General features: G+C 46.0%; 21 protein-coding genes, 2 pseudogenes and 1 riboswitch. Of the genes and pseudogenes, 12 read left to right on the forward strand and 11 right to left on the reverse strand.

Going from position 1 to position 24,903, the window contains the following annotated elements; translation table 11 throughout:
- Positions 1–217, forward strand: a pseudogene (locus D908_RS14030) (IS4 family transposase); the annotation flags it as partial.
- 78 nt (positions 218–295) lie between these two features.
- Here D908_RS14030 and torR read toward each other — a convergent pair.
- Positions 296–1,000: a two-component system response regulator TorR gene (gene torR, locus D908_RS14025; RefSeq protein ID WP_000120290.1), complete on the reverse strand. Its 705-nt coding sequence runs from the start codon at positions 998–1,000 to the stop codon at positions 296–298.
- 224 nt (positions 1,001–1,224) lie between these two features.
- Here torR and torD point away from each other — a divergent pair, with 224 nt between their 5' ends.
- From torD to D908_RS14000, 5 genes are all read left to right on the forward strand, one after another.
- Positions 1,225–1,890 (forward strand): molecular chaperone TorD, encoded by a 666-nt coding sequence (gene torD, locus D908_RS14020; protein WP_000613922.1) that lies wholly within the window; start codon positions 1,225–1,227, stop codon positions 1,888–1,890.
- Positions 1,891–2,265: 375 nt separating this feature from the next.
- Complete coding sequence (gene purR / locus D908_RS14015) at positions 2,266–3,276, forward strand: HTH-type transcriptional repressor PurR (RefSeq protein ID WP_005523268.1); 1,011 nt, start codon at positions 2,266–2,268, stop codon at positions 3,274–3,276.
- Between the two features lie 158 nt (positions 3,277–3,434).
- Positions 3,435–3,521, forward strand: a riboswitch (cyclic di-GMP riboswitch).
- Positions 3,522–3,635: 114 nt separating this feature from the next.
- Positions 3,636–4,223 (forward strand): TfoX/Sxy family DNA transformation protein, encoded by a 588-nt coding sequence (locus D908_RS14010; RefSeq protein ID WP_001040049.1) that lies wholly within the window; start codon positions 3,636–3,638, stop codon positions 4,221–4,223.
- A gap of 256 nt (positions 4,224–4,479) precedes the next feature.
- Complete coding sequence (locus D908_RS14005) at positions 4,480–5,169, forward strand: TVP38/TMEM64 family protein (protein WP_005523270.1); 690 nt, start codon at positions 4,480–4,482, stop codon at positions 5,167–5,169.
- A gap of 29 nt (positions 5,170–5,198) precedes the next feature.
- Positions 5,199–5,510, forward strand: a complete 312-nt coding sequence (locus tag D908_RS14000; protein ID WP_005523271.1) for a putative signal transducing protein — start codon at positions 5,199–5,201, stop codon at positions 5,508–5,510.
- Positions 5,511–5,515: 5 nt separating this feature from the next.
- Here D908_RS14000 and D908_RS13995 read toward each other — a convergent pair whose 3' ends face one another.
- From D908_RS13995 to topA, 4 genes are all read right to left on the reverse strand, one after another.
- Positions 5,516–6,322, reverse strand: coding sequence for an alpha/beta fold hydrolase (locus D908_RS13995; protein ID WP_000123979.1), 807 nt, complete (start codon positions 6,320–6,322; stop codon positions 5,516–5,518).
- Positions 6,323–6,452: 130 nt separating this feature from the next.
- Entirely contained in the window at positions 6,453–7,907 is a 1,455-nt protein-coding gene (gene glgA / locus D908_RS13990; RefSeq protein WP_005523273.1) for a glycogen synthase GlgA, read from the reverse strand.
- A gap of 1 nt (position 7,908) precedes the next feature.
- Positions 7,909–9,126 carry a glucose-1-phosphate adenylyltransferase gene (gene glgC, locus D908_RS13985; protein WP_005523282.1) on the reverse strand — a complete coding sequence of 406 codons (1,218 nt, stop codon included), beginning with the start codon at positions 9,124–9,126 and terminating at the stop codon, positions 7,909–7,911.
- Positions 9,127–9,794: 668 nt separating this feature from the next.
- Entirely contained in the window at positions 9,795–12,425 is a 2,631-nt protein-coding gene (gene topA / locus D908_RS13980) for a type I DNA topoisomerase (RefSeq protein WP_005523284.1), read from the reverse strand.
- A 336-nt stretch (positions 12,426–12,761) separates the two neighbouring features.
- On the opposite strand from topA, the gene D908_RS13975 reads away from it, so the two are divergent.
- Positions 12,762–13,010, forward strand: a complete 249-nt coding sequence (locus tag D908_RS13975) for a YciN family protein (protein ID WP_005523286.1) — start codon at positions 12,762–12,764, stop codon at positions 13,008–13,010.
- 94 nt (positions 13,011–13,104) lie between these two features.
- Here the strand turns inward: D908_RS13975 and aroA are convergent, their stop codons facing one another.
- Entirely contained in the window at positions 13,105–14,385 is a 1,281-nt protein-coding gene (gene aroA, locus D908_RS13970; RefSeq protein ID WP_000445272.1) for a 3-phosphoshikimate 1-carboxyvinyltransferase, read from the reverse strand.
- A 306-nt stretch (positions 14,386–14,691) separates the two neighbouring features.
- Here aroA and aat point away from each other — a divergent pair, with 306 nt between their 5' ends.
- From aat to infA, 3 genes are all read left to right on the forward strand, one after another.
- Positions 14,692–15,423, forward strand: coding sequence for a leucyl/phenylalanyl-tRNA--protein transferase (gene aat, locus D908_RS13965; RefSeq protein ID WP_005523287.1), 732 nt, complete (start codon positions 14,692–14,694; stop codon positions 15,421–15,423).
- A 3-nt stretch (positions 15,424–15,426) separates the two neighbouring features.
- Entirely contained in the window at positions 15,427–16,128 is a 702-nt protein-coding gene (locus tag D908_RS13960; protein WP_005523288.1) for an arginyltransferase, read from the forward strand.
- 83 nt (positions 16,129–16,211) lie between these two features.
- Positions 16,212–16,430: a translation initiation factor IF-1 gene (infA, locus tag D908_RS13955; protein WP_001040191.1), complete on the forward strand. Its 219-nt coding sequence runs from the start codon at positions 16,212–16,214 to the stop codon at positions 16,428–16,430.
- A gap of 183 nt (positions 16,431–16,613) precedes the next feature.
- On the opposite strand, the gene fabV is transcribed toward infA, so the two are convergent.
- The 3 genes from fabV to psrA form a co-directional block, all read right to left on the reverse strand.
- Entirely contained in the window at positions 16,614–17,819 is a 1,206-nt protein-coding gene (gene fabV / locus D908_RS13950; RefSeq protein WP_000584509.1) for an enoyl-ACP reductase FabV, read from the reverse strand.
- 198 nt (positions 17,820–18,017) lie between these two features.
- Positions 18,018–20,300, reverse strand: a complete 2,283-nt coding sequence (locus tag D908_RS13945; protein ID WP_005523289.1) for an acyl-CoA dehydrogenase — start codon at positions 20,298–20,300, stop codon at positions 18,018–18,020.
- Positions 20,301–20,393: 93 nt separating this feature from the next.
- Entirely contained in the window at positions 20,394–21,020 is a 627-nt protein-coding gene (gene psrA / locus D908_RS13940; protein ID WP_001208099.1) for a TetR family transcriptional repressor PsrA, read from the reverse strand.
- A 445-nt stretch (positions 21,021–21,465) separates the two neighbouring features.
- Between psrA and D908_RS13935 the strand changes: the two genes are divergently transcribed.
- Together D908_RS13935 and D908_RS13930 are read left to right on the forward strand one after the other, a co-directional pair.
- Positions 21,466–22,359 (forward strand): 1-aminocyclopropane-1-carboxylate deaminase/D-cysteine desulfhydrase, encoded by an 894-nt coding sequence (locus tag D908_RS13935; protein ID WP_005523290.1) that lies wholly within the window; start codon positions 21,466–21,468, stop codon positions 22,357–22,359.
- A gap of 18 nt (positions 22,360–22,377) precedes the next feature.
- Positions 22,378–22,659: a YnjH family protein gene (locus D908_RS13930; RefSeq protein ID WP_005523291.1), complete on the forward strand. Its 282-nt coding sequence runs from the start codon at positions 22,378–22,380 to the stop codon at positions 22,657–22,659.
- Here the strand turns inward: D908_RS13930 and D908_RS0119025 are convergent.
- Together D908_RS0119025 and D908_RS13925 are read right to left on the reverse strand one after the other, a co-directional pair.
- Positions 22,640–24,090, reverse strand: a pseudogene (locus D908_RS0119025) (NAD-dependent succinate-semialdehyde dehydrogenase). The gene D908_RS13930 and the pseudogene D908_RS0119025 overlap by 20 nt on opposite strands.
- A gap of 172 nt (positions 24,091–24,262) precedes the next feature.
- On the reverse strand, positions 24,263–24,859 hold the full coding sequence (locus D908_RS13925) for a TetR/AcrR family transcriptional regulator (protein WP_005523292.1): 597 nt from the start codon (positions 24,857–24,859) through the stop codon (positions 24,263–24,265).
- Positions 24,860–24,903 lie beyond the last annotated feature (44 nt).

Below are 24,903 nucleotides of genomic sequence, written 5' to 3' on the forward strand. Positions count from 1 at the left end.
GTGGAAATTGTTATGGCTAAAGGTAGAAAAAAGCAAACCGCCGAAACACGCGCCAACAGTGCGCTGGGCTTATCTTGGCTTAGGGAAATTAGCTGGGTGGCACGATAGTAAACGAACAGGAATAGTGGGCTGGGAGCGACTTTGGGAAGGATGGTTCAAACTACAAACCATCCTTGAAGGTTACGAGCTTGCAATGTCTCTTGAGCATGAAATGTGATCAAGAGACAGGCAAACTGCCGGTTTTTTTATTTATCAAATTTTCACTAATTCAAAAAAGAATGAGTGAACACCAACACTAGTCACCCGCAAACATGTAGCCTTCACCATGCACAGTCACAAAAATCTGTGGGTTCTTTGGATCGATTTCCATCTTGGCACGCATACGACGGATCAGCACATCAATTGTACGATCGTTTGGTGCATCCACTCGGTGACTGATCATGTTCAAAATACGTTCACGGCTCAACACTTGGTTTGGGTAAGAGGAAAGCGCCACCAGCAGTTCATACTCGGCTTTGGTTAGCTTTACTGGCTCACCGTTACGGCTTAACGCACGGCGCTGAACATCAAATGTCCATTCGCCGAAATAAACCAACTTATCGTCTTGCTTGTCTGCATTTTTATCACGACGAGCAAGAGAAATGCGCCACAACAGATTCTTTACTCGAACCTGCAGCTCACGCAAATCAACTGGTTTTGTGACATAGTCGTCTGCCCCCATTTCGAGGCCAACAATTTTGTCGATACTATCTGTGCGTCCTGTCACTAAAATAATGCCAATCTCCGACTGGCCGCGTAGTTCTCGCGTCAATAACAAACCATCTTCACCGGGCAAATTAATGTCCAGTAGCACCAGATCAATATCATTGAGTTCTAGTGCTTCTCTCATTTGCGCGCCACTTTCCGCTTGTGTAACTTGGTAACCTTCATTTTGAAAGTAACCACTCAACTTACTACGGGTAACGAGGTCGTCTTCAACCACAAGTACGTGATAACTCATAGTGCACCATTTTAAATAACTGGATTTATCGCAGGGTTATTCTATTCATATTTATTAATATTTCGAGAAAAATCGTGAGAAACCTCACTTTTTTTTGATTCAACTCAAGCTTCATTTAACATATTAATAACCCATTCTTTTATTTTCACAAGCTGTCATATTTAGCGCGATAGCTGTTCATTTTTATGGTTTAGACTAATAGCCAACCGATTGGGAGTGCAAAAATGATACAAGAACTGAAAATCCTTAATGAAAAACGCGCAGAAATATATTGGTGGTTGTCTAGCCTGTTTATCAAAGAGCTTAGCGAACAAGATATTACGCACTATCACTCAGCCGAAATTCGCACTTTCTTAAGCGGTCTCGCAGACGAAGAGAGCCTAGCTGATGATGTGAGAAGCTTGATCGACGCGCTCAATCGTTTACAAGATCGCCAAGATGCTCAACTGGAACTCGCTGCAGATTTTTGTGATTTGTTTTTGAAATCGGATCGTGACTCAGCCCTACCTTATGCTTCAGTCTATACAGACAAAGGCCTGCTCAATGGCAAACCTGCACAGCAGATGCGTGAGCTGCTGGCCGCTCATGAGGTAAAAGTCGACCAAAATCTCAATGAGCCTGCCGATCATCTGGCGATCCAACTCGATTTTCTGGCGCATCTTGTGATCAGCACTAATCAGCTTGAACAAAATTCTGAAGTGAATGCAGCATTGCAAGTGCAATCTGATTTCATCAGCCAACACTTACTCACTTGGTTACCCGTTTTTGTTGAACGCTGCACTCAGTTCGATACCTTTGGACTATATGCTGCTGTAGCACGTTTGGCGTTAGCGTTTGTTAAGCAAGACCAAGGTTTCCTTGATGAGTTGAAGACCAATATCGAACCATAACTCGCCGTATCGTTAATGCATTAATTTACGGTTTTGCACCAAATCCCCCTTTTTCACTACAAATAGAAAGGGGATTGGCGAATTAATTGTGAATTAGCTTATAGTTTGATGAATGAATTTCATTGCGGTGGACAAATTTGCAGTCTAAAATCCACCCGCAAACGATAAAAAACGAGTAAAAATCTAAACCGCTGTTTCTTGGCGGTTTTTGTATTTTTATTACTTTAGGCATTGTGATTGAAGCGCTTTACGTACGGCATAGTGTTGGACATACCCACACAGAGTGTGAAGATTCGCTCAGTCTCGCCTTACTTCTGCTGATTTAATTAACCGATAACATTCGCTGGCATCAGCAGTCATCGACAGGAACACTCTATGGCTACGATTAAAGATGTGGCGCGCCTTGCTGGCGTGTCGACTACCACCGTCTCTCACGTCATCAACAAAACTCGCTTTGTGGCTGAAACCACACAAGAAAAAGTGATGGAAGCGGTCAAACAACTCAACTATGCTCCTAGTGCTGTAGCACGTAGTTTGAAGTGCAATACCACTCGCACAATCGGCATGTTAGTGACTCAATCAACAAACTTGTTTTTCTCTGAAGTTATCGATGGTGTAGAAAGCTATTGTTACCGTCAGGGCTATACTCTGATCCTGTGTAACACGGGTGGCATTTATGAAAAGCAACGTGACTACATTCGTATGCTGGCTGAAAAACGTGTTGATGGCATTCTGGTCATGTGTTCAGACCTGACTCAAGAGCTACAAGAGATGCTGGATGCTCACAAGGATATTCCTAAAGTGATCATGGATTGGGGCCCAGAAACTCCGTATGCCGATAAAATCATCGACAACTCGGAAGAAGGCGGCTATTTAGCGACCAAATTCCTGATTGACCATGGACACACGAATATTGCTTGTTTGAGCGGCCATTTTGTTAAAGCTGCCTGCCAAGAGCGCATTCAAGGTTTTCGACGTGCAATGGCGGAAGCAAAATTGCCTGTCAATGAAGATTGGATTTTAGAAGGCAACTTTGAGTGTGACACCGCAGTGCTAGCAGCCGACAAGATTATTGCTATGGATAAGCGCCCGACTGCCGTATTCTGTTTTAACGATACTATGGCGCTTGGTTTGATGAGCCGGTTGCAACAAAAAGGCATCCGTGTTCCAGAAGATATGTCTGTAATTGGTTATGACAATATTGAATTGGCGGAGTATTTCTCTCCTCCATTAACAACTGTACACCAACCCAAACGACGTGTAGGTAAGAATGCGTTCGAAATTTTGCTAGAACGTATTAAAGATAAAGAGCATGAGCGTCGGATTTTTGAAATGCATCCTGAAATTGTCGAACGCGACACAGTGAAAAACTTGACAAAATCCTAACTTTCCTGACAATTCATAGGGTCTATATTTGAAAGCTTGTCACATAAATATGACAAAACTGATGTAGAACTAGTATTATTAACTGGGCGCATTCTCACAATTGAAATATCAATATGTGAGAATAACCCAAGAACGATTATTTTTTATCAGGAAAAATGTCACGCACAGGGCAAACCATTTGAAAAAGTGGGACGCAAAGCCTCCGGCCTAAACCAGAGTTCATGGTAGGTAGCGGGGTTACCGATGGCAAAAATGCATACACTATGTTGACTCATCATTGACACTGACGATGCATGCTTTTGCTAATTTTCTCGGACCTGATTTGGTGGCGTATGTAACAATACTCCGAGACTAACAGCATGAATAAACCAGTATTAAAAGATTCAATGCGGCTCTTTGAGCAGCTAGGACGTGTTAAATCTCGTTCAATGTTTGGTGGCTTTGGTATTTTCGTCGACGAAACTATGTTTGCACTTGTGGTTAACGATACGCTGCACATCCGTGCAGACGATGCCACAATCGAGAAGTTCAAGCAGCAAGGTTACGAGCCTTATGTTTACAAAAAACGTGGCTTCCCTGTTGTGACTAAATACTACGCTTTGCCTGATGATTGTTGGAATGAACCCGCTTTTATCTTAAGCGAAGCTCGTACTGCACTTGAGGTCGCTAAGACCGAACGTGAAACTCAAGCACAAGCAAAGCCTGACCGTTTGAAAGATCTTCCCAACTTGCGTTTAGCAACCGAAAGAATGCTCAAGAAAGCGGGTATCGAGACTGTTGAGTCTCTTCACTCTCTTGGTTCTGTCGAAGCTTATAAAGCCATTCAACGCACGCATACGGCAGAAGTTAGCTTAGAGTTACTCTGGGCTTTAGAAGGTGCCATAGAAGGCAAACATTGGTCGGTGATCCCGCAGAACCGTCGCGACGAATTACTAAGACACCTTTAATTTTCCGTTTTAAGTTCGTTGGTTTTCTATACCACTTTGTGTTCTTACGGTTTGCAGCAAAGTTAAATAACGCGTCCATCGGGCGCGTTATTTTTTTGAAAGAAATTCCGCCTTTCCCCTGTCTTTATTCCATAGTCTCATTAATAACAACACTTACGACGAATTGGCTCTGAGTGGATATACTTAATTTAGACGACATGTGACTACTGAATACCTCACAGCATTCATCAATTTTAAGTGATTACTAGGATTTCTAATGAACAGAAAGCTCATCATCGCCCTAATCTTGATTGCGATAGCCGCCCTGTTGGTGACGCAATTTAGCCAATACCTCACGTTAGAAGTGGCGAAAGCGAAGCAGGCCGAGTTAGCGAGTTATATCGACGCCCATCTTCTGCAAGCCGCACTCATCTATTTTGTTGTGTATGTACTGTTGACGGCCTTTTCCATTCCGGGAGCCACCGTTGTAACCCTGCTTGGTGCTGCGCTGTTTGGGTTTTGGCTGAGTCTTTTATTAGCCTCCTTTGCCAGTACCATTGGCGCTACCCTAGCCTTTCTTAGTAGTCGTTTTTTGCTGCGTGATTGGGTTCAATCTAAATTCGCCGAAAAATTGTTAACGATTAACCAAGGTGTTGAACGTGATGGTGCTTTTTATTTACTTTCATTGCGTTTAATCCCCGTTTTTCCATTTTTCTTAATCAACTTAGTCATGGGGCTAACTCCAATTTCGACTTGGCGCTATTACTGGGTGAGTCAACTCGGTATGCTGCCGGGTACATCAGTCTACTTAAATGCAGGGACACAATTAGCGGAAATATCCAGCTTAGGAGAGATTATCTCGCTTCCAGTATTAGCCTCTTTTGTATTACTGGGTGTGTTTCCAATAATAGTGAAATGGCTTATGGGTAAATTTCAGCAGCGTGCTGCACCATCATCAGCCAAATAGCAGTAACGAAACAACAAAGATGAGAGCTAATGAAGATCTACACGGCCAATAACCCACTAGAAGCTCACATGCTGATGCAATTACTGCGTCAGCAGGGCATTGAGTGTGAATTACGTGGAGAAATGCTCTTTGCGCTGCGCGGTGAGATTCCGTTCGACCAAAACAGCGCACCTTCGCTTTGGTTAATAAAACCAACCCAACAAGAAGCCGCACAGAGAATTATTGCGGATTTCTTAAATCCTCCAATGGCTGATCGTTGGTTGTGCCCTCAGTGTGGTGAAAGCCATGAGGGCCAATTTGCTGTTTGCTGGCAGTGTGGTTATAGCCAGTCTGAACAATGAAAGATTTAGCGGATCTGACGCTGGATAAACTCAATCGAGCGCTGATTAAACAACTCCGGCTGCTCTACATTACACACATGGCCGCAATTCGGAATTTCATACAGCTCACTCTGCGCATGCAGTGCTACCATCTCCTTCACCGGATGGATGAACATGTAGTCCTTCTCTCCCATCAAATACAGAGTCGGAATAGGCAGTTCACGATCACGGAAGTAACGCATGAGTGGGTTAACTTCTGCCGTTAACGTAAACCAGCGCTTGAATTCTTTTTGGCAAAGCTTTTGAGCTTCACGAATAAAAAGGTGGCGAGATTCTTTCTGGCTGCGCTGTGGCATCACTATGTAAGCAAATAAACGATAGAGCCACATGTAAGGGATTAGGTGTTTACTCAGATGCCCAAGTTTAACCAGAACCTGCGAGCGTGTATTAAGCCTCGTTACCGCACCGCCAAGCACCATAGAATTGACTCGATGAGTCGCAAGCTCGGCAAGATTACGTACTATGATGGTTCCCAATGACATTCCCACAAAGTGCGCTGACTGGATTTTCAGGTGATCCAGTACTTTTAGTACATCAAGGGTTACGGTTTTAAAGGTATAGCGGTTGGCAATCCAATCACGCAGTAATTGATGTGATTTGCCATGCCCGCGCAAGTCGATCAGCAGTAAATTAAAATGCTGACGATATGCTTTGATCTGTTTAAACCATATCGAAGAACTGCCTCCTGCACCATGTACGAAAACCACCCACTCGTTACTGGTAGGATGAAGATAGGTTTTATGGAATAGGACTTTTTCGGCAATAGCAGTCATCGGAACCTCTTTGTTACGCAGGCCAAGACTACCACAAACTCAGTGTGGAGAATTACTCCAGTTGTAAGAAACTGTTGAGCAGAGCAGAAAAAACAAAGGCACCTAATGGTGCCTTTGTAAGTATCTTCGCTTAGCCAAATCGCGCTAATCGATACATCTTCATATACTCTTGCGCCGATTCTTCCCAACTGAAGTTTTGCTGCATTGCTCGTTGCTGCACTTTCAGCATCTCCTCCGGCTCTTGGAGATAGAAGAGTAACGCACGCTGCATGGTGATCAATAGAGCCTCTGGCGTCGGTTCTTGATAACCAAAACCTGTCGCTCGCTCTGGGAATTTATCGTAGTCATTCACCGTATCTTTCAACCCGCCAACTTCTCTTACGATAGGCAAGGTACCATAAGCCATACTGTAGATCTGATTGAGTCCACATGCCTCAAACTCTGATGGCATGAGGAAGAAATCCGATCCTGCTTCAACCCAGTGTGCTAAACGTTCACTGTATGTCTCCACAAAAGCAAACTTATTACGATGATGATGCGCGATTTTCGTTAATCGAGCGGCAACCTCAGGCTCACCAGTCCCCACAATCACCACTTGCACCTTATTACGCAAGAAGTGCTCTAGAATCGGCAACAAATAATGGAAGCCTTTCTGATGCGTTAGGCGACACACCATGCCAAACATCGGAACATTGGCAACTGGCAGATGTAGCTCCTCTTGCAAGGCGGTTTTGCACAGCGCTTTGCCCTTACGCATCGAGTCCGGTTCATCACTGTAAGTTGTTGGTAAATAATGATCCGTTCTTGGATTCCACTCACTGTAATCACAGCCGTTCACAATGCCGTGCAAATCCCGCGCTCGGCGCACAAAATCATCCACCAACCCATGTGCACCCAATGGCGTTAATAGCTCAGAGGCATAATTAGGGCTCACCGCGTTAATTTTGTCGGCAAAGGCAATCCCTGCACGCAGCATGCTGACATGGTCATGACCATATTGCAGAAATTCCATACCTGACAAATTAAGCTCTGGGATCACTTCAAGTTGGTGGTAAGAGAAAATCCCTTTGAAAATGGCGTTATGCACCGTTAATACGCTTTTTACCTGCTCAAAAAAGCTGTCATAGCGATAACGAGTTTTGAGTAAGAAAGGCACTAAACCAGTATGCCAATCATTGGCGTGAATAATATCCGGTTGAATCCCCAATTTAGGGAGTACGTCCAAACACGCTGCGGAGAAAAATCCAAAACGTTCACCATTATCGGAATACGCCTGATTGTTCTCCGCATACAGCGCCGGGCGATCAAAATAGGCTGGGCAGTCAATCAAATAGACTGGCACCCCATCTAAATCACGTTTGAGCACTCGATAAGAAGTGTGCGGCCAGTGAGTCAGTTCGGTTTCTAGTACTAACTCTGCCTCTTCTCTGCCCGGAACTGAACGATAAGCAGGCAGCGCAATGGCTACCTGCTGATGCAACGCTTTCAACGCCTGTGGTAGTGCTTTAGCAACGTCTGCCAAGCCCCCACTTTTTACCAGCCCCTGTACTTCTGAAACGGTAAACCAAACGTTGAGTTGTTCCATTCTAGAATCCTACCTTAGTACCTTTTCCAATGACCACGATGCCTTCATCAGAGACATGAAAACGTTTTCTGTCCATCTCCAGATCTTCACCGATGATAGTGCCAGCGGCGATTTCAACATCTTTATCGATAATAGCGCGCTTAATCGTGCACCCTGCACCAATTTTTACGTCGCCCAAGATAACAGATTCACTGACTAAAGAGCCAGCCGCAATGTTACTGCGGAATCCGAGTACCGATTTGTAAACCGTTGAGCCTTGAATATAACTCCCCCCGGAGATCAGGCTATCCGTCACTTTTACCTTTTTCTCCCCTACATCCACAAACGTAGCTGGTGGTAAAGGCGGATAATAGGTGTGCAGCGGCCAGCTGCGGTTATACAAAGAGAATGGCGGCTCTTTATCGAGCAAATCCATATGTGCTGACCAATATGACTCAATGGTGCCGACATCACGCCAGTAAGTAGACTCTTTCTCACCCTTGATTTTATTGGTTGTAAAGTCATAGACGTAGACTTTACCGCGCGGGAACATTTTCGGAATAATGTCTTTACCAAAGTCATGGCTAGATTGGCTGTTTTCCGCATCTTCACGCAGTTCTTTACTTAGGGTCTCAGCCTCAAAAATGTAGTTACCCATAGAGACGAGTGCCCACTCAGGCTCTCCAGGGATAGACTTGGGATTGCTCGGCTTTTCTTCAAAACCCACCATTTTGCCGTTTTTATCGACTTCAATTACCCCGAACTGTGAAGCTTGGTTAATCGGCATACGCAGTGCAGACACCGTCAGATCCGCTTCCATACGGCGATGAAAGTCGAGCATCTGACGAATATCCATCTTGTAGATATGGTCTGAACCAAAAATACAGACTTGATCAGGAGCGACGATTTCCACAAAACGTAAGTTTTGATAAATCGCATCGGCAGTGCCTTCGTACCAACGTTTCCCGTCACGCATTTGCGCAGGAATAATGTCGATAAAGCGATCGGTAATCCCTGATAGATTCCAGCCTTTTTTCATATGCAGATACAGGGATTGCGATTTAAATTGCGTCAAAACATAGATACGCATTAAATCCGCGTTCACGAAGTTGTTGAGTGCAAAGTCGATTAAACGGTAGCTTCCACCAAAAGGAACTGCCGGCTTGGTACGGGTTTCAGTCAACGGTTTCAACCGTGACCCCTCTCCACCCGCCAATATCATGCCTAATACTCCAGCCATGTGTTGTTCTCCATTCTTTTATAATATTTACCGAACCACGAAATAGGTTTCGCTTTGGGGGGCCATGGTACGGCGCTCCATGCTAACCGACAGCAAATCAGTACGACAGCCAGCTAAAAAAATGTGCTGAATAAACAATGCAATCGGTTGGCTATACGTTATCGAATCCGCAGCAGAATACCAATCAATTTCTTGAAATCTCCGTGGTGAATAAGTGAATGATGGAAAAGACTTATTCCAACTCACACTCTATTGGTGGTTCAATTTCATAAACCTAACATTAAGAAATAACTCGTTATTCTGTTACTGAATGCCAGTTCACCTCCTAGTTAATGAGGAAATAGATCTGCGAAAAAATTCGCCCAATACGCTGAAAAGAATGAGTAGAGGATAAAAATCGGACTGAGAAAGAGCGTTGGGAATTGGAGTGCAAATATTTGCGAGGAGGTGACTCCAGATCCGGCTAAGAAGGCTCAATTTGAGTGGTTAATATCATAGTAGGGAGGAAGGGGGAGTAAGACTCTCTCTTGAGTCACACTCTGGTAAATTGATTGTGAAAGGCATCAGTATGGGAGACGGTTTTCTCAAAAGCGCTTCACAAAGCCAGGTTCGAAAATAAGACAAGGCAGCTAAGCTGCCTTGTGATTTATGGAGAAGGAAGGTTCTGACTATTTGGCGTTTTTACGCTTATCAGTCACTAGCCACTTACCTTCTTGGTAAATCGCCAGCCAACCTGATGGCTTGCCATCAGTCTCTGTACGCACGTAATGCTCTTTCTCTTTACGAGAGAAACGTACTACAGCAGGTAAACCATCAGGATCCTGCGCCGGAGCAGACGTCAGATACTGATATTTCTCTGGCAAACGTTCTGCGAAACGCTTCAACTCTTCCACCAGAGGTGCACGAGTTTCACGAGATTTAGGGAAGTTGCTGGCAGCAAAGAACAGACCAGACGCCCCATCACGCAGCACAAAATACGCATCGGAGTTTTCACACGGCAATTCAGGGAAATGTACTGGCTCTTCTTTCGGTGGCGCTACTTCGCCATTTTTCAGAATCTTACGCGTGTTTTTACAAGCGTCATTGGTACAGCCCATGTACTTACCAAAGCGGCCATTTTTGAGCACCATGTCTGAGCCGCACTTGTCGCACTCAACCATTGGGCCTTCATAGCCTTTGACTTTAAACTCACCCTCTTCAACGATAAAGCCTTCACAGTTCGGGTTGTTACCACAAACGTGCAGCTTACGCTTATCATCGATCAGATATGCATCCATCGCGGTTTCACAAATCGGACAACGTTTCTTGGCTCGCAGTGCTGCGGTTTCAACATCTTCTTCTAAAACGTTGATGATGCCTTCTTCGTCACCCAAATTGATGGTGGTTTTACAGCGCTCTTTAGGTGGCAATGCATAACCAGAACAACCTAAGAACACGCCTGTCGATGCCGTACGGATACCCATTGGACGTGAGCAAGTCGGACACAAAATATTGGTCATCACGATGTGGTTAGGTTTCATGCCACCTAAACTTTCATCTTGCTCGGCCGTTTCTAAATCACGACTGAAATCAGCAAAGAATTCATCCAGCACCGCAGTCCAGTTCACTTCACCTTCTGCGATTTGGTCGAGCTTCTCTTCCATACGCGCCGTAAAGTCGTAGTTCATCAGATCATCAAAATTTTCATCCAGACGATCGGTGACAATTTCACCCATTTTTTCCGCGAAGAAACGACGCTGATCGACTTTCACATAACCGCGGTCTTGAATTGTAGAGATGATCGAAGCGTAGGTTGACGGACGACCAATCCCGCGCTTTTCAAGCTCTTTGACCAAAGCGGCTTCAGTAAAACGTGCTGGCGGCTTAGTGAAGTGCTGTTTCGGATCTAGGCTGACTAATTTTAGATTGTCACCCACTTTCACTGGCGGCAGGATCTGATCTTCATTTTTACCCAGAGGACGCTGTACGCGAGTCCAACCATCAAACTTCAGAATTCGACCTTTCGCTTTGAGTGTAAACTCAGCCGCTTTCACGCTGACTGTGGTTGAATCGTATTGCGCCGGTGTCATTTGACACGCGACAAATTGATTCCAGATCAGGGCATACAGTTTGTGTGCATCCGCTTCCATCCCTTCCAGATCGTCAGCAGTAACAGTGACATCTGAAGGACGAATCGCTTCGTGCGCCTCTTGTGCATTTTGCTTGCTGCCATACACATTCGGCTGACTCGGTAAATAGGCTTCGCCGTAATGCTTAGTAATATAGCCACGTACATTGTCTACCGCTTCTGCGCTCAAGTTAGTTGAGTCAGTACGCATATAGGTGATGTAGCCCGCTTCATACAGACGCTGAGCGAGCATCATGGTCTTTTTCACCCCGTAGCCAAGGCGTGTACTCGCCGCTTGCTGCAAGGTTGAAGTAATAAATGGCGCACTTGGTTTGCTGCTCGTTGGCTTGTCTTCGCGTTTGCACACTTCATATTGTGCTTTGTTCAACGCCGCAACGGCAGCCAAAGCTTCAGTTTCGTTCACTGGCTTGAACGCTACACCATCTTTTTGTGCCACCAGCAGACGGAAATCTTGCTTGTCTGCGGTCAACGTATCCGCATTGATGTCCCAAAACTCTTCAGGAACAAATGCTTTGATTTCGCGCTCACGCTCAACCAAGAGTTTCACTGCAACAGACTGTACGCGACCTGCAGAAAGGCCACGTGCAACTTTTTTCCATAGCAGTGGAGAAACCATGAAGCCCACCACGCGATCCATGAAACGGCGCGCTTGCTGAGCGTTTACGCCATCCATATTCAATTCTCCAGGCTGTTGGAATGCCTGCTGAATCGCGTTCTTGGTGATCTCGTTAAATACTACTCGTTTGTATCGCTTTTCATCGCCGCCGATGATCTCACGAAGGTGCCAAGCGATGGCCTCTCCCTCGCGGTCCAAGTCGGTTGCGAGATAAACGCTGTCTGCGTCTTTCGCGAGCTTTTGCAGCTCTGCCACTACTTTCTCTTTGCCGGGCAGAATTTGATAATTCGCTTCCCAACCGTGATACGGATCGACACCCATCTTTTTGATCAGTGCTGAGCGCTCTTTTTCACGCTTTTGCTGCTCTTTATCAGCGATAGATTGCTTTTTAGTCGAAGTGGCCGCAGCTTTACCGGTTGGTGTGGTAGTTTGTCCTGCCGTAGGCAGATCACGAACGTGTCCCACACTGGATTTCACGATAAAGTCTTTACCAAGGTACTTATTGATGGTTTTAGCCTTGGCTGGCGACTCGACGATAACGAGTGATTTACCCATATTGACTCAAGTGTCCTTCATCATTTGGCGATTTCTAAATCGCATGACGTTCTAAAATGTAATTCTTTTTTTACTATCGAGCCAGATAACAAGAAGATCAACTTGTTTTTTCTAAAAGCTTTTTATTTGCTCGACAAATCGACGAAATGTTGTTCTGCTGTCAAAAACGCGCCCATACTAAAGTGAAGCGCGCCACACCGCGACCCCAAAACAACGAAATATGCAATAACTCACAAATTCATCAAGAGAATAAATCGTCCTTTTCCTGCTTTCTGTCAAGGCTAGAACCTGTTACAAACTTATACTGTCTGCCTCAGAAGGTAAGGAGTAATGACCATGAGCAATAAAAAACCAATCAGTGAATTTGACTTATTACTGATCGCAAACCAGATAATTCAAGACCATGAATGCTATATCGAAGGCATGCGCGCCGCACAAGTGGAAGAAAAAGAAGATGTCTTGGTCTTCAAAGGCGAATACTTTCTCACTGAACAAGGTCTGCCTACTGAGAAAACCACAGCCGTATTCAATATGTTCAAATACCTCGCCCATCAGCTCTCACCTGAATTTACGGTGCAAAAATAATAAAAGCCCCGTAATGAGGCTTTTATTTCAGAAAGTTACTACCCACATTTCTAAAAAAAGCGGCCATTTATGGTCGCTTTTTTGGTTAGGTATTCTAGCGGCTTAACTGAGCAAACTTCTCAAAATAATCTGGGAAGGTTTTTGAAGTACACTTGGGATCATTAATAGTCACAGGCGTATCACTCAAGGCGACCAGAGAAAAACACATAGCCATGCGGTGGTCATCATAGGTATCGATCGCTGCATGAGTGAGCTTGGCTGGTGGAGTAATCACAATGAAATCCTCTCCTTCCTCTACCGTAGCACCCACTTTACGCAATTCAGTGGCCATCGCCGCCAAACGATCGGTCTCTTTTACGCGCCAATTGTAAACGTTACGAATTGCCGTAGTGCCTTTAGCAAACAGCGCTGTCGTGGCAATCGTCATCGCCGCATCTGGGATATGATTGAAATCCAGATCAACCGCATTAAGCTCACCACGACGTGAAATTACGTAATCATCACCCCACTCAATCTGCGCACCCATTTTCTCTAACGCATCAGCAAATTGAATATCACCTTGGATACTGTTTTTACCAATACCCGTGACTTTCACTTCACCGCCTTTGATGGCAGCAGCTGCAAGGAAATACGAGGCAGATGACGCATCACCTTCCACTAAAAAGTTTCCGGGAGAGACATAAGATTGACCAGTCGGGATCACAAACTCTTGGTAATCGTGATTGATCACTTGTACGCCAAACTGCTCCATGATGTGCAGCGTAATATCGATGTAAGGTTTGGAAACCAGCTCACCAACGATCTTGATAGTCACTTTACCCTGCGCTAACGGTGCTGACATTAAAAAGGCGGTCAAAAACTGGCTAGAAATAGAACCATCGATAGTCACGGTTCCCGCTTGCAATCCCGTGCCTTGAATGCGTAACGGCGGGAAATTTTCCTGCTCCAGATACTCAATTTGCGCTCCTGCTTGACGCAGTGCATCAACTAAATGGCCAATCGGGCGCTCTTTCATGCGCGGCTCACCCGTCAGCACATATTCGCCTTGACCAAGGCATAGCGCCGCCGCTAAAGGACGCATTGCCGTGCCCGCATTGCCCAAAAACAGCTCTAGTGGTTGAGTGGTTTGAAACGCTTGGCCGAGGCCTTCCACTTCACAAGTGGTTTTATCTGCCGAGAGACGATACTTCACCCCAAGTTGGGTTAATGCATTCAGCATATGGCGAATATCATCGCTATCGAGCAGATTCGTTAGACGAGTAGTACCAGAAGCTAAAGCCGCCAGCAGTAGCGCACGATTTGAAACGCTTTTTGAACCGGGAAGATTCACTTCCCCAGAGATGAGATTAATCGGTTGTAGAGTCAAGCTTTCCATTGGATGTTGTGTGTCCTTGCGCCGCTGAAAGTCCTTATGATTATGGGTAGCGGCGAAAATTCTTCGTATCCGCAGACTAACCAAATTCAATCACAAGCGCTAGCCTTAATCTTGCTCACAATGAATTTTTATTTCTGTTTATGCATTCAACGTTCTGCCCTTCTTTTCCATAAGCAGTAAGATTGGCAAAACCACGGAAAATCACTAATATCGCCGCTCACTCCCTAATCTATTGTCAGTGATGGCGCATAGCTGCCAATTCACTTCTGGAATTTATCGCAGGGACTTGCAAGGTAAACCAATACGATGGCTATTTATCTGACTGAATTAGCGCTGGAGGATCTCGCCTTCCCCTCCCCGTTTACGGCTTTAGAAGAACCTAACGGCCTGTTAGCGTTTGGAGGCGACTTAAGCCCAGAGCGGATTTGGGCCGCCTATCAGCAAGGCATTTTTCCTTGGTATGGGCCAAATGACCCGATTCTATGGTGGAGTCCATCCCCACGTGCCGTATTTCAACCAGCACGTTTTCAGCCCTCAAAAAGCGTGAAAAAGTTCCAACGTAAACATCAGTACCGAATTAGCCTTAACCAAGCAACGTCACAAGTTATTGAGCAGTGCGCGTTAACTCGCCCTGCCGATCAACGTTGGCTCAATACCCAAATGCGTCATGCTTATGGTGAATTGGCTAAGCAAGGTCGTTGCCATTCGGTAGAAGTGTGGCAAGGCGAACAACTGGTTGGCGGGCTTTATGGTATTTCGGTTGGCCAACTCTTTTGCGGGGAGTCGATGTTTAGCCTCGCGACCAATGCTTCAAAAATTGCGCTCTGGTATTTTTGTGACCATTTTGCGCGACATAAGGGACAGTTGATTGATTGCCAGGTTATGAACCCTCACCTCGAATCTTTGGGGGCAACCACGCTCAGCCGTGAACAATTTATCCAATCGTTGCTATCTTTTAAGGAGAAGCAGGTGCTCCGTGGCTGTTTTGAACCTCAGTGGCTCGCCACACCTACTTCGCCATGTGCCCTTGAGGATTGATGCATGAGCTCAGACATTCAGCAAATTCGTATTGGATTAACCAATAACCACCCTTGTAGCTACCTATCCGATCGGATGGAGCGTGTCGCTGTGGCAATTGATCCACAGATGCAATCTCCGGAAACGTATGAAGTATTAATGGCCAATGGTTTTCGGCGCAGTGGCGATACCATTTACAAACCTCATTGTGATCACTGCCAAGCGTGTCAGGCGTTGCGTCTTCCTGTACCCAATTTTGTACCGAGTAAAAGCCAGAAACGTTTATTGAAACTGCTCGACCACACTTTTCATTGGCAATTGAAGCCAGAAATGGATGACGATTGGTATCAACTTTACGCACGTTATATTTTTGCCCGCCATCGACACGGCTCTATGTATCCCCCCAATAAAATGGAATTTGCCAAATTTGCTCGTTCAAAATGGCTCAATACTCAATATTTACATCTTTATGAGGGAGAAAAGTTGGTTGCGATTGCGGTTACCGATTTGCTCCCTAACAGTGCGAGCGCTTTCTACACCTTCTATGACCCCGATATTACGCTCTCTTTAGGCACCTTAGCCGTGCTTTGTCAGTTGAATTACTGCCAACAGACCAAAAAGCAGTGGCTTTATTTGGGATATCAAATCGATGAATGCCCAGCAATGAACTACAAAGTCAGGTTCAATCCGCATCAAAGGCTAGTAAATCAACGTTGGCAAGGGTAGAATACGCCGCAACTTCCCATATTGAACGTTTAATGGCAGAATCCAGCGCCGTTAAAGATCGCCAAATTTCTAAAGAGGATTAAATGGCTAAAGAAGACGTAATTGAGATGCAAGGCACTGTCCTTGATACTCTTCCTAACACAATGTTCCGTGTAGAGCTTGAAAATGGTCACATAGTGACAGCTCACATCTCTGGAAAAATGCGTAAAAACTACATCCGCATTCTGACTGGTGACAAAGTCACTGTAGAGATGACTCCTTACGATTTGTCTAAAGGTCGCATCGTCTTCCGTGCTCGTTAATTTCTGATTGTCGAACACAAAACAAAAAGCGGAGCCTAGGCTCCGCTTTTTGTTTTGCTTCAGAAAGAGCTGTATTGACCATTAAGCCCAAAGGCTGGCTTCGTTTCGCAAGTTTTAAAGCCCGAACTCACAGTATAAAAAAAGGCGCGATAACGCGCCTTTTTAGGGTAAAAGCGAGTACTTTTACTCGATATCAATCACTGCAAATTCAACTTCTGGGTTAACGTCAGCATCGTAATCAATGCCTTCAATCCCAAAGCCAAACAGCTTGATAAACTCTTCTTTGTACATGTCGTAGTCAGTCAGCTCACGCAGGTTCTCTGTAGTGATTTGTGGCCACAGGTCACGGCAGTGTTGCTGAATGTCATCACGCAGTTCTAAATCATCCAAACGCAGGCGATTATGGTCATCCACTTCAGGCGCTGAACCATCTTCTTTGTATAGACGCTGGCTGAACATGCGGTAGATCTGTTCCATACAGCCTTCATGTACACCCTCTTCGCGCATTTTCTTGAAGACCATGGCGATGTAGAGCGGCATAACAGGAATCGCTGAGCTTGCTTGAGTCACAACCGATTTCAATACCGCGACGTTCGCTGTTCCGCCTTTGGCAGAGAGTTTCTCGTTCAGCGCAGTCGCTGCACGATCTAAGTCCATCTTGGCACGGCCTAAAGCACCATCCCAGTAGATTGGCCAAGTCAATTCAGTACCGATGTAGCTGTAAGCAACGGTTTTGCAACCTTCTGCCAGTACACCCGCTTCTTCAAGCGCTTGAATCCACAGTTCCCAATCCTGACCGCCCATTACAGTAACGGTGTCAGCGATTTCTTGCTCGGTCGCTGGCTCAACACTGGCTTCGATGATCACATCTTTATTGGTATCAACCGCGGTTGACGTGTAGGTTTCGCCGATTGGTTTCAGTGCTGAACGCACCAACTCACCTGTGTCTGGCATCTTACGTACTGGAGAAGCCAGTGAGTAAACCACCAGATCAATTTGACCTAGGTCTTGCTTGATCAGCTCAATCGCTTTTTGTTTTGCTTCATGAGAGAAAGCATCACCATTGAGGCTTTTCGCGTACAAACCCGCTTCATGAGCCAATTTGTCAAATGCTGCAGCATTGTAGAAGCCCGCTGTACCTGGCTTTTTGTCGGTACCCGGCTTTTCAAAAAATACACCGATCGTTGCCGCACCACCGCCAAACGCCGCAGCGATGCGTGATGACAGACCATAGCCGCTAGACGATCCGACAACCAACACGCGCTTAGGTGCATTTTTGATTGGACCTTGCGCTTTCGTGTAGGCAATTTGTTCTTTTACGTTCGCTTCACAACCCACTGGGTGCGTTGTTGTACAGATAAATCCACGAATTTTAGGTTTGATGATCATATTCAAATTCCTTAAAAAATCGTCGCTAGGATAAAAGGTTCAGACATAAATCGCATCTAATTTCTCTCAATTTCGCCGAAAATGGCCAGTGGTTGGATCACTCAGCGCCGAGGATTTCCCTTTATGCTCACAAAAAACTCAGTCAATAAAAACAAAGAGGGCTTCTGATTAGAAGCCCTCGACACACTATCTCACCCGTTACGCCACACTGTTTAACTTAGGTTTGGTGGTTTGATGGGTATGGATTTGCGAGAAATCATGGCTGAAGTGATCCACCTGAATCGCGCGGCTACGCAGTTTTTCGGCGGCCAGAATCGAAGCCACTTCATCGGCACTGAGCACACCCGCTTGTTGTGCTTGTTCTAAACGCTCCGCGAGTAACCCTTTGCGTGCCACTTTGCCCTCTTTCACCCCTTGTTGCAGTTTACGCTCTAAGCCTTTGATGCTGTACATAGCCAAAAACGCTTTTTCCATCAAGCCAACGCTATCGTCTTCTTCTTTACCTATGTAACAAAGTTGAGTTAAGCGATCACGATGCGCTCCGGGAGTCATTAAGCTCTCAGCCAATTTCACCGCCAGTTCATCACTCGGCGGCGCAAAGCGATTACCAAGAGGGAAAAGCAAGCCTTTGAGTAATGTGCCAACACCATTCACCGGATAGTTGCGATACGCTTCATTAAGTGATTTCGCTGCATGGTGCAAACAGTACTGCATGGCGTAGTGTACGTAGTCCAGATCCGCTTGGTGGCGACCTTCGTCTTCGTATTTTTTCAGTACCGCAGAACCCATGTAGAGGTAGCTCAAGGCATCTCCTAGGCGTGCAGAAATCATCTCTTTACGTTTCAACTCACCACCTAACGTCAGCATCGCCACATCCGCACTCACTGCCAATGCTCGGCTTAAACGTGTCATCTGTTTATAGTAGCCCTGCGTTGGGCCACTCATGTTGGCTTTGATAAAGCGTGAGCCCGTAAGTGCCGCGAACAAAGCGCCAAAGCTATTTTTGGTCGCGTGTGCGATGTGCTTAAACAGCAGCTCATCAAACTCTTTTGCCCCTTCTTGCTGATCTGGATTGGCCGCGGCTTCCATCTCTTTTAAGACATAAGGATGGCAACGAGTCGCACCTTGGCCAAAGATCATCAGGTTACGCGTCAGAATGTTCGCTCCTTCCACAGTAATCGCTACCGGAATACCTAAGTAATGCGTTGCCAGGTAGTTCATTGGGCCATCTTGAATAGCGCGACCAGAGTGGATATCCATTGAATCATTCAGAATCGTGCGGGCGATTTCTGTCATGTGATATTTCGCGATCGCCGTGACAATCCCCGGTTTTTCTTTCAAATCCAATGCTGTAGTGGTCAGTGTACGTGTGGCTTCAAGCAGATAAGTTAAACCACCAATGCGCCCCATCGCCTCTGCCACACCTTCAAACTTGCCGATCGACATACCAAATTGCTTACGCACATAACCGTATGCCCCTGTGGTACGTGCAGTGAGATGACCAATCGCCGTGCCCAAAGCTGGCAATGAAATACCGCGTCCAGCCGAAAGACACTCCACCAACATACGCCAGCCTTTGCCTGCGTAATCCGCCCCGCCAATCAACCAATCCATTGGAATGAACACATCTTGACCGCGAGTTGGACCGTTCATAAAGGCCAAGCCTAATGGGTCGTGGCGTTCACCAATTTCCACCCCTTCATGGGAAGCAGGGATGAGCGCACAAGTGATACCGATGTCTTCTTTATCACCCAGCAGATGCTCTGGATCATTCAGCTTGAAAGCCAGACCAAGCACCGTCGCGACGGGAGCAAGCGTGATATAACGCTTGTTCCAACTCAAACGAACGCCTAAAACGTCTTTGCCTTCATGTTTGCCATAACAGACCACACCTTGATCGGGAATGCCGCCCGCATCGGAACCCGCTTCTGGTCCGGTCAGTGCAAAGCAAGGAATGTCTGTACCATCGGCCAAACGTGGCAACCAGTAATCTTTTTGTGCTTGTGTACCGTAGTGAGACAACAGTTCACCTGGGCCTAATGAGTTGGGCACCATCACGGTTACCGCGGTACTAATGCTGCGCGTAGCAATGCGTGACACTATGGTGGAGTTCGCCAGCGCAGAAAATTCGCGGCCGCCATACTCTTTAGAAATAATCAGCGAGAAGAAGCGCTCTTTACGTAGAAAATCCCAAACCTCTTTAGGCAGGTCGCGATCTTCTTTCACTATCTTGTAGTCATCCAACATGCTGAGCAGCGTTTCTAGCTCGTTGTTGATGAAAGCCTGTTCTTCTGCCGACAAGGTAGGTTTAGGGTAATGGTGCAACTTGGTGAAATCAGGTTTACCAGAGAACAGTTCCCCATCCCACCATACACTGCCCGCTTCCATCGCTTCTTTCTCGGTTTGTGACAGAGGAGGAAGCATTTTTTTAAACATTTTGAAAGCGGGGTCACTGATCCATTTTCTGCGTAGAGAGCTCATATTCAGATCCTTTTGTTCACGTGTTATCCCTTTCCACTTGACGCTTCAGCGGTGTTGGGAGATTGGTTTTATTATATTTATCAATTAGTTATATTATTTTGCAGCAACGCCCGCTGCGAGGTATGGAATCAATTGATCAACCACAGATTTAGGGTCAACTTTGCTTCCAAAATCATTTTCTGCAATCTCCGCCAACGCCTGACTGGAGGCCATGGTAAAGACGCACGTACCCAAGGTGAAATGCAGACGCCAGAACAAAGTTTCTCGCGTTAAGCTTGGATTCGCCTTAAGCACAGAATCCGTAAATAAAGTCAGCACATCGTTGTAACGATTAGTGATGAACCAACGCAAATGTCCTTGCACATCGGTATAGCCACGGCCAATCAGTAACATAAAACGACTGGTGCCATTAGGGCGCAATTCATTAAGCGAACGTAGCGGAACACGCAGTGCTTCAAATACCTCCGCCATGTCGTAATCATCTCGCTCGTTCAGCAACTCTAAAGACTGCTTCATCTCAGGCATGAACGCTTCGAGGTAACGGTTGAGAACCGCCCGAACTAAGGTTTTTTTGTCACCAAAATGGTAATTCACGGAGGCCAGATTCACTCCCGCTTTGCTGGTGATGGTGCGCAGAGAGGTATCATTAAATCCGTATTCTGCGAAAAGCCCTTCTGCCACATCGAGTATTTTTTCCTTAGTACTGCTGCGTAATGCCATTTCAATCACTCGTATCAAACACCTGTTTGAAATATACTCTCGCCACATTTGATTAACAAGCGATTAACATCACACTTTCTCTTTATGGTCTGACCAGAAGAAACTAAGTTCTTGCTTGAAAGAGGAAAGTGCCTAACAAAAAAATTTTTAAAATTTTTTGCGAACCCTTGGAACTCTTTGCCAATAGCCCAGTCTGAATAGACGTGATTGACAGAGCTTTGAGAGTTTTACTGGCCGTCAAACTTGTTTCTCGACTGACTGTCACCGACTACGCTGCTTTTCCTTTTTATTAACTCCTATACTTGTGTACGCCCAAAACCAGATTGTTTTGGGCGTTTTTTTATTCGTTGATTTGCCGTTTAAGCCCTCTACTTTGACTCAATCAGGTAGTCGAGGAGATCAATCTGCGTATAATGACCAGCCCAATTCACCGCTAGATTTCCCTATGCTGATTGCACAATCTCCTATCACTGAGCACCGTTTTGAAGGGCTTGCATTTCACCTTAAACGCGATGACAAACTCCATCCGCACTTTAGTGGCAACAAAGCCCGTAAATTGATGGCTTTGCTTGAAGGCGATTTTCCCGGCGTCACAACCTTAATCAGCTACGGTTCAGCGCAAGCAAACTCGCTTTACTCTTTTGCGGCCCTCGCCAAACTGCGCGGTTGGAATCTAGAGTTCTATGTTGATCACATCCCCACTTGGCTAAAAAACTACCCGATTGGTAACTATCGCGGCGCACTGGAATTGGGAGCTCAAATTATCGAGACGCGTCCACTTGGCGCAGCGCATCCTAGAGAGTTTATTGAGCGCAATAGGAACGCGGGAACTGATTGCTTAGTGATTGAAGAAGGTGGACGCAGCACCTTAGCAGAACCGGGAATTAAGCAGTTGGCAATGGAAATACTGGAATGGATCCGCCACCAAGCACCACAGGAGTGGGTCGTTGCTTTACCTTCCGGCACTGGCACAACCGCGCTTTATCTGCACAAGCATTTGCAGCCACATGGAGTTGAAGTGTTAACTTGCCCTTGCGTGGGCGATGAAGCATATTTACGCGAGCAATTTCTGTCGCTCGATGAAACCTCTCATCCCACCATTATTGCGCCATCAACCAAACATTACTTTGGTCACCTCTATGCTGAGGATTACCAAATTTGGCAAAACCTACTCACCCAAACTCATGTCGAATTTGATTTGCTGTATGACCCTTTAATGTGGCGATTACTGTTACCTTGGCGAGAAGCAAACCCAGCCCAAAACTTGCTTTATCTTCATCAAGGCGGTTTACTGGGTAATGAGAGTATGTTGCCACGCTATGAAAGGCAGTTTGGTTAAATCATGACTGGAGGTTGGATGCTAAAAGCGATCGGGGTTCTTGCTCTATTAAGTTACAGTGTCGCGTTGCAAGCCGCACCGACAACCACCACTTTACCCGTGGTGATTGGTGATGATATTGCTAAACGCGTTTGCTACTACCAAGATCAAGCCTATTCGGAAGGTGCAGTGATTTTAGTCGGTGAGGTTTATCTTTCTTGTCAGCGAGCCAATGATTTTGAAACCAATGGCCCGCTTAAATGGTTGCCACTGAATGGGCAAACCAGTGAAACGACTAAACCTAAGCTAGTCCACCCATAAGGGTATATTTGACTTCAAGGTATTCTTCAAGCCCATGCTTTGCCCCTTCTCGGCCAAGACCAGATTCTTTGATGCCACCAAAAGGGGCTAACGTGGTTGAAATCAACCCTTCATTGATCCCCACAATACCCACTTCCAAGGCTTCACTCATGCGCCAAGCACGGCTCAATGACTGGGTATAACAATACGCAGCCAAACCAGAATCGGTAGCATTCGCTCGTTCAATCACCTCTTGCTCAGAACTAAAACGGAACAGTGCTGCCAACGGCCCAAAAGTCTCTTCGCTCGCCACACGCATCTCATCCGTCACTTCCGTCAGAATATGTGGTTGGAATAAACGGCTTCCCGCTTGAGGCAGTTCACCAAACACCACTTTTGCGCCTTTACTTTGTGCATCGATAATATGCGACGTGACTTTGGCTACCGCCGCATCATTAATCAGCGGACCGATATTCACGCCCTCATCCAAACCGTTACCGACTTTGAGTTTGCTGACGCGATCCACCAACTTAGCCACAAATTGATCGTACACCGCATCATGACATAAATCCGGTTAGCGCACACGCAGGTTTGCCCAGCATTACGGAATTTCGCCACCATAACACCATCAATCGCGGCATTGATGTCTGCATCCTCAAACACAATAAATGGGGCATTTCCACCCAACTCTAGAGATAGCTTTTTCACACTGTTGGCACTTTGTGCCATCAAAAGTTTGCCGACACCGGTTGAACCCGTGAAGGAAAGTTTACGCACAGTTTTGCTTTCCGTCAGGGCTTGCCCAACTTCAATCGCCTCTCCGGTCACGACTTGGAACAAACCATCAGGGATTCCCGCTTGTTGAGCAAGATCGGCCAGAGCTAAGGCAGTAAACGGAGTGTCAGGCGCGGGTTTTAACACTACGGCACAACCTGCTGCAAAGGCAGGAGCACATTTGCGAGTGATCATCGCCGCTGGGAAATTCCATGGCGTAATCGCTGCAACTACACCAACAGGCTGACGCGAAACCAAAATACGCGCATCGGTTTTATGGGATGGGATCAGTTCGCCATATGCACGTTTGGCTTCTTCGGCATACCATTCAACAAAACTTGCGGCGTAGTGGATCTCTCCTTTGGCTTCTGCCAACGGTTTCCCCTGCTCAAGCGTTAATAAGGTCGCGAGCGATTCATGATGTTGTTCAATTAACTCATACCAGCGACGCAACACTTTCGCTTTGGTGTCTGCGGTTTGCTTACGCCACTGAGCCTGTGCAGCTTCAGCACCCGCAATGGCGGCATGTACTTCAGCACTGGTCAATTGCGGCACACTGCCAATTTCACTGCCGTCAAAAGGGTTTTCTACCCTATGCCTTATGTGCTGCTCACCAGAAACCCATTCGCCATTAATGAAAGCGGTTTGGTGAAAGAGTGGAAAGTCAGTCAATAACATAAGAAGGCTCCTCATCGAGGTTCGCATTGGGGAAAAAGAAAGCTTCTGCATCCCTTGTGCGAGAGTGATTTAGCAATAAAAAATGCATCTTGCGCCCATCTGCACCAAATGAAAAGCCATTCTTTTATTCACCGACTACAGGCGTATGTTCAGCACTCACTCAGCATACACATTAAGGAGCGGCATAACTCATCACAAACACTCTCACAACTTCATCGATGATTTGCTGCTGTTGCTTCGCATCGGGAAGCTCCACAGCGGCTAACAACTGCGGCCATAAAAATTGACCGTGAAAGAGATTCATCAACGTTCTAGCCATCTGCGTTGCATCTTTATCGATGAGTTTTTTATCTTGAATCGCAGCATCTAGCCAAGCACTTAGTGCAGGATCTTTTGCACCCATTAAGGAGAGATATTGCTGAGTCAGGGAAGGATCGCGAATAAATTCGCCAATAATCATACGAATAACGTTAAGACCAATCTGCTGATACAACACCTCGATCTTCATCGAGAGGTAATGATGCAACTGCTCGCCGATCGGGTGCTGTGGCTGATACACGAAACCTGAATCGTGTGGTTGTGCTACCAACGCATCGATCACCTCAACAAAGAGCCGCTCTTTACTCACAAAATGACGGTACAAGGTGCGTTTTGACGTTCCTGCCCGCTCACAAACACGATCCATATTCGCAGCATGGAAACCAAACTGAGTAAATTCTTCTATCGCCGCGTCAATTAAGGCCAAGCGTTTTTGTTCACTTAACTTCATACCGATGTTATTCCTCAATGTAATGAACCAACACTATAGCGCGA

Origin of the sequence: Vibrio mimicus CAIM 602 (assembly GCF_000338875.1) — a bacterium.
GTDB lineage: Bacteria > Pseudomonadota > Gammaproteobacteria > Enterobacterales > Vibrionaceae > Vibrio > Vibrio mimicus.

Bases quoted from the DNA above. Each gene is read 5' to 3' on its own strand.
- D908_RS14010 (WP_001040049.1), top strand. From the start codon at position 3,636: ATGAATAAACCAGTATTAAAAGATTCAATGCGGCTCTTTGAGCAGCTA.
- D908_RS14000 (WP_005523271.1), top strand. From the start codon at position 5,199: ATGAAGATCTACACGGCCAATAACCCACTAGAAGCTCACATGCTGATG.
- aroA (WP_000445272.1), bottom strand. From the start codon at position 14,385: ATGGAAAGCTTGACTCTACAACCGATTAATCTCATCTCTGGGGAAGTG.
- torR (WP_000120290.1), bottom strand. From the start codon at position 1,000: ATGAGTTATCACGTACTTGTGGTTGAAGACGACCTCGTTACCCGTAGT.
- D908_RS13935 (WP_005523290.1), top strand. From the start codon at position 21,466: ATGCTGATTGCACAATCTCCTATCACTGAGCACCGTTTTGAAGGGCTT.
- D908_RS13960 (WP_005523288.1), top strand. From the start codon at position 15,427: ATGAGCTCAGACATTCAGCAAATTCGTATTGGATTAACCAATAACCAC.
- topA (WP_005523284.1), bottom strand. From the start codon at position 12,425: ATGGGTAAATCACTCGTTATCGTCGAGTCGCCAGCCAAGGCTAAAACC.
- psrA (WP_001208099.1), bottom strand. From the start codon at position 21,020: ATGGCATTACGCAGCAGTACTAAGGAAAAAATACTCGATGTGGCAGAA.
- D908_RS13945 (WP_005523289.1), bottom strand. From the start codon at position 20,300: ATGAGCTCTCTACGCAGAAAATGGATCAGTGACCCCGCTTTCAAAATG.
- infA (WP_001040191.1), top strand. From the start codon at position 16,212: ATGGCTAAAGAAGACGTAATTGAGATGCAAGGCACTGTCCTTGATACT.
- glgA (WP_005523273.1), bottom strand. From the start codon at position 7,907: ATGGAACAACTCAACGTTTGGTTTACCGTTTCAGAAGTACAGGGGCTG.
- D908_RS14005 (WP_005523270.1), top strand. From the start codon at position 4,480: ATGAACAGAAAGCTCATCATCGCCCTAATCTTGATTGCGATAGCCGCC.
- aat (WP_005523287.1), top strand. From the start codon at position 14,692: ATGGCTATTTATCTGACTGAATTAGCGCTGGAGGATCTCGCCTTCCCC.
- fabV (WP_000584509.1), bottom strand. From the start codon at position 17,819: ATGATCATCAAACCTAAAATTCGTGGATTTATCTGTACAACAACGCAC.
- glgC (WP_005523282.1), bottom strand. From the start codon at position 9,126: ATGGCTGGAGTATTAGGCATGATATTGGCGGGTGGAGAGGGGTCACGG.
- purR (WP_005523268.1), top strand. From the start codon at position 2,266: ATGGCTACGATTAAAGATGTGGCGCGCCTTGCTGGCGTGTCGACTACC.
- torD (WP_000613922.1), top strand. From the start codon at position 1,225: ATGATACAAGAACTGAAAATCCTTAATGAAAAACGCGCAGAAATATAT.
- D908_RS13995 (WP_000123979.1), bottom strand. From the start codon at position 6,322: ATGACTGCTATTGCCGAAAAAGTCCTATTCCATAAAACCTATCTTCAT.
- D908_RS13930 (WP_005523291.1), top strand. From the start codon at position 22,378: ATGCTAAAAGCGATCGGGGTTCTTGCTCTATTAAGTTACAGTGTCGCG.
- D908_RS13975 (WP_005523286.1), top strand. From the start codon at position 12,762: ATGAGCAATAAAAAACCAATCAGTGAATTTGACTTATTACTGATCGCA.
- D908_RS13925 (WP_005523292.1), bottom strand. From the start codon at position 24,859: ATGAAGTTAAGTGAACAAAAACGCTTGGCCTTAATTGACGCGGCGATA.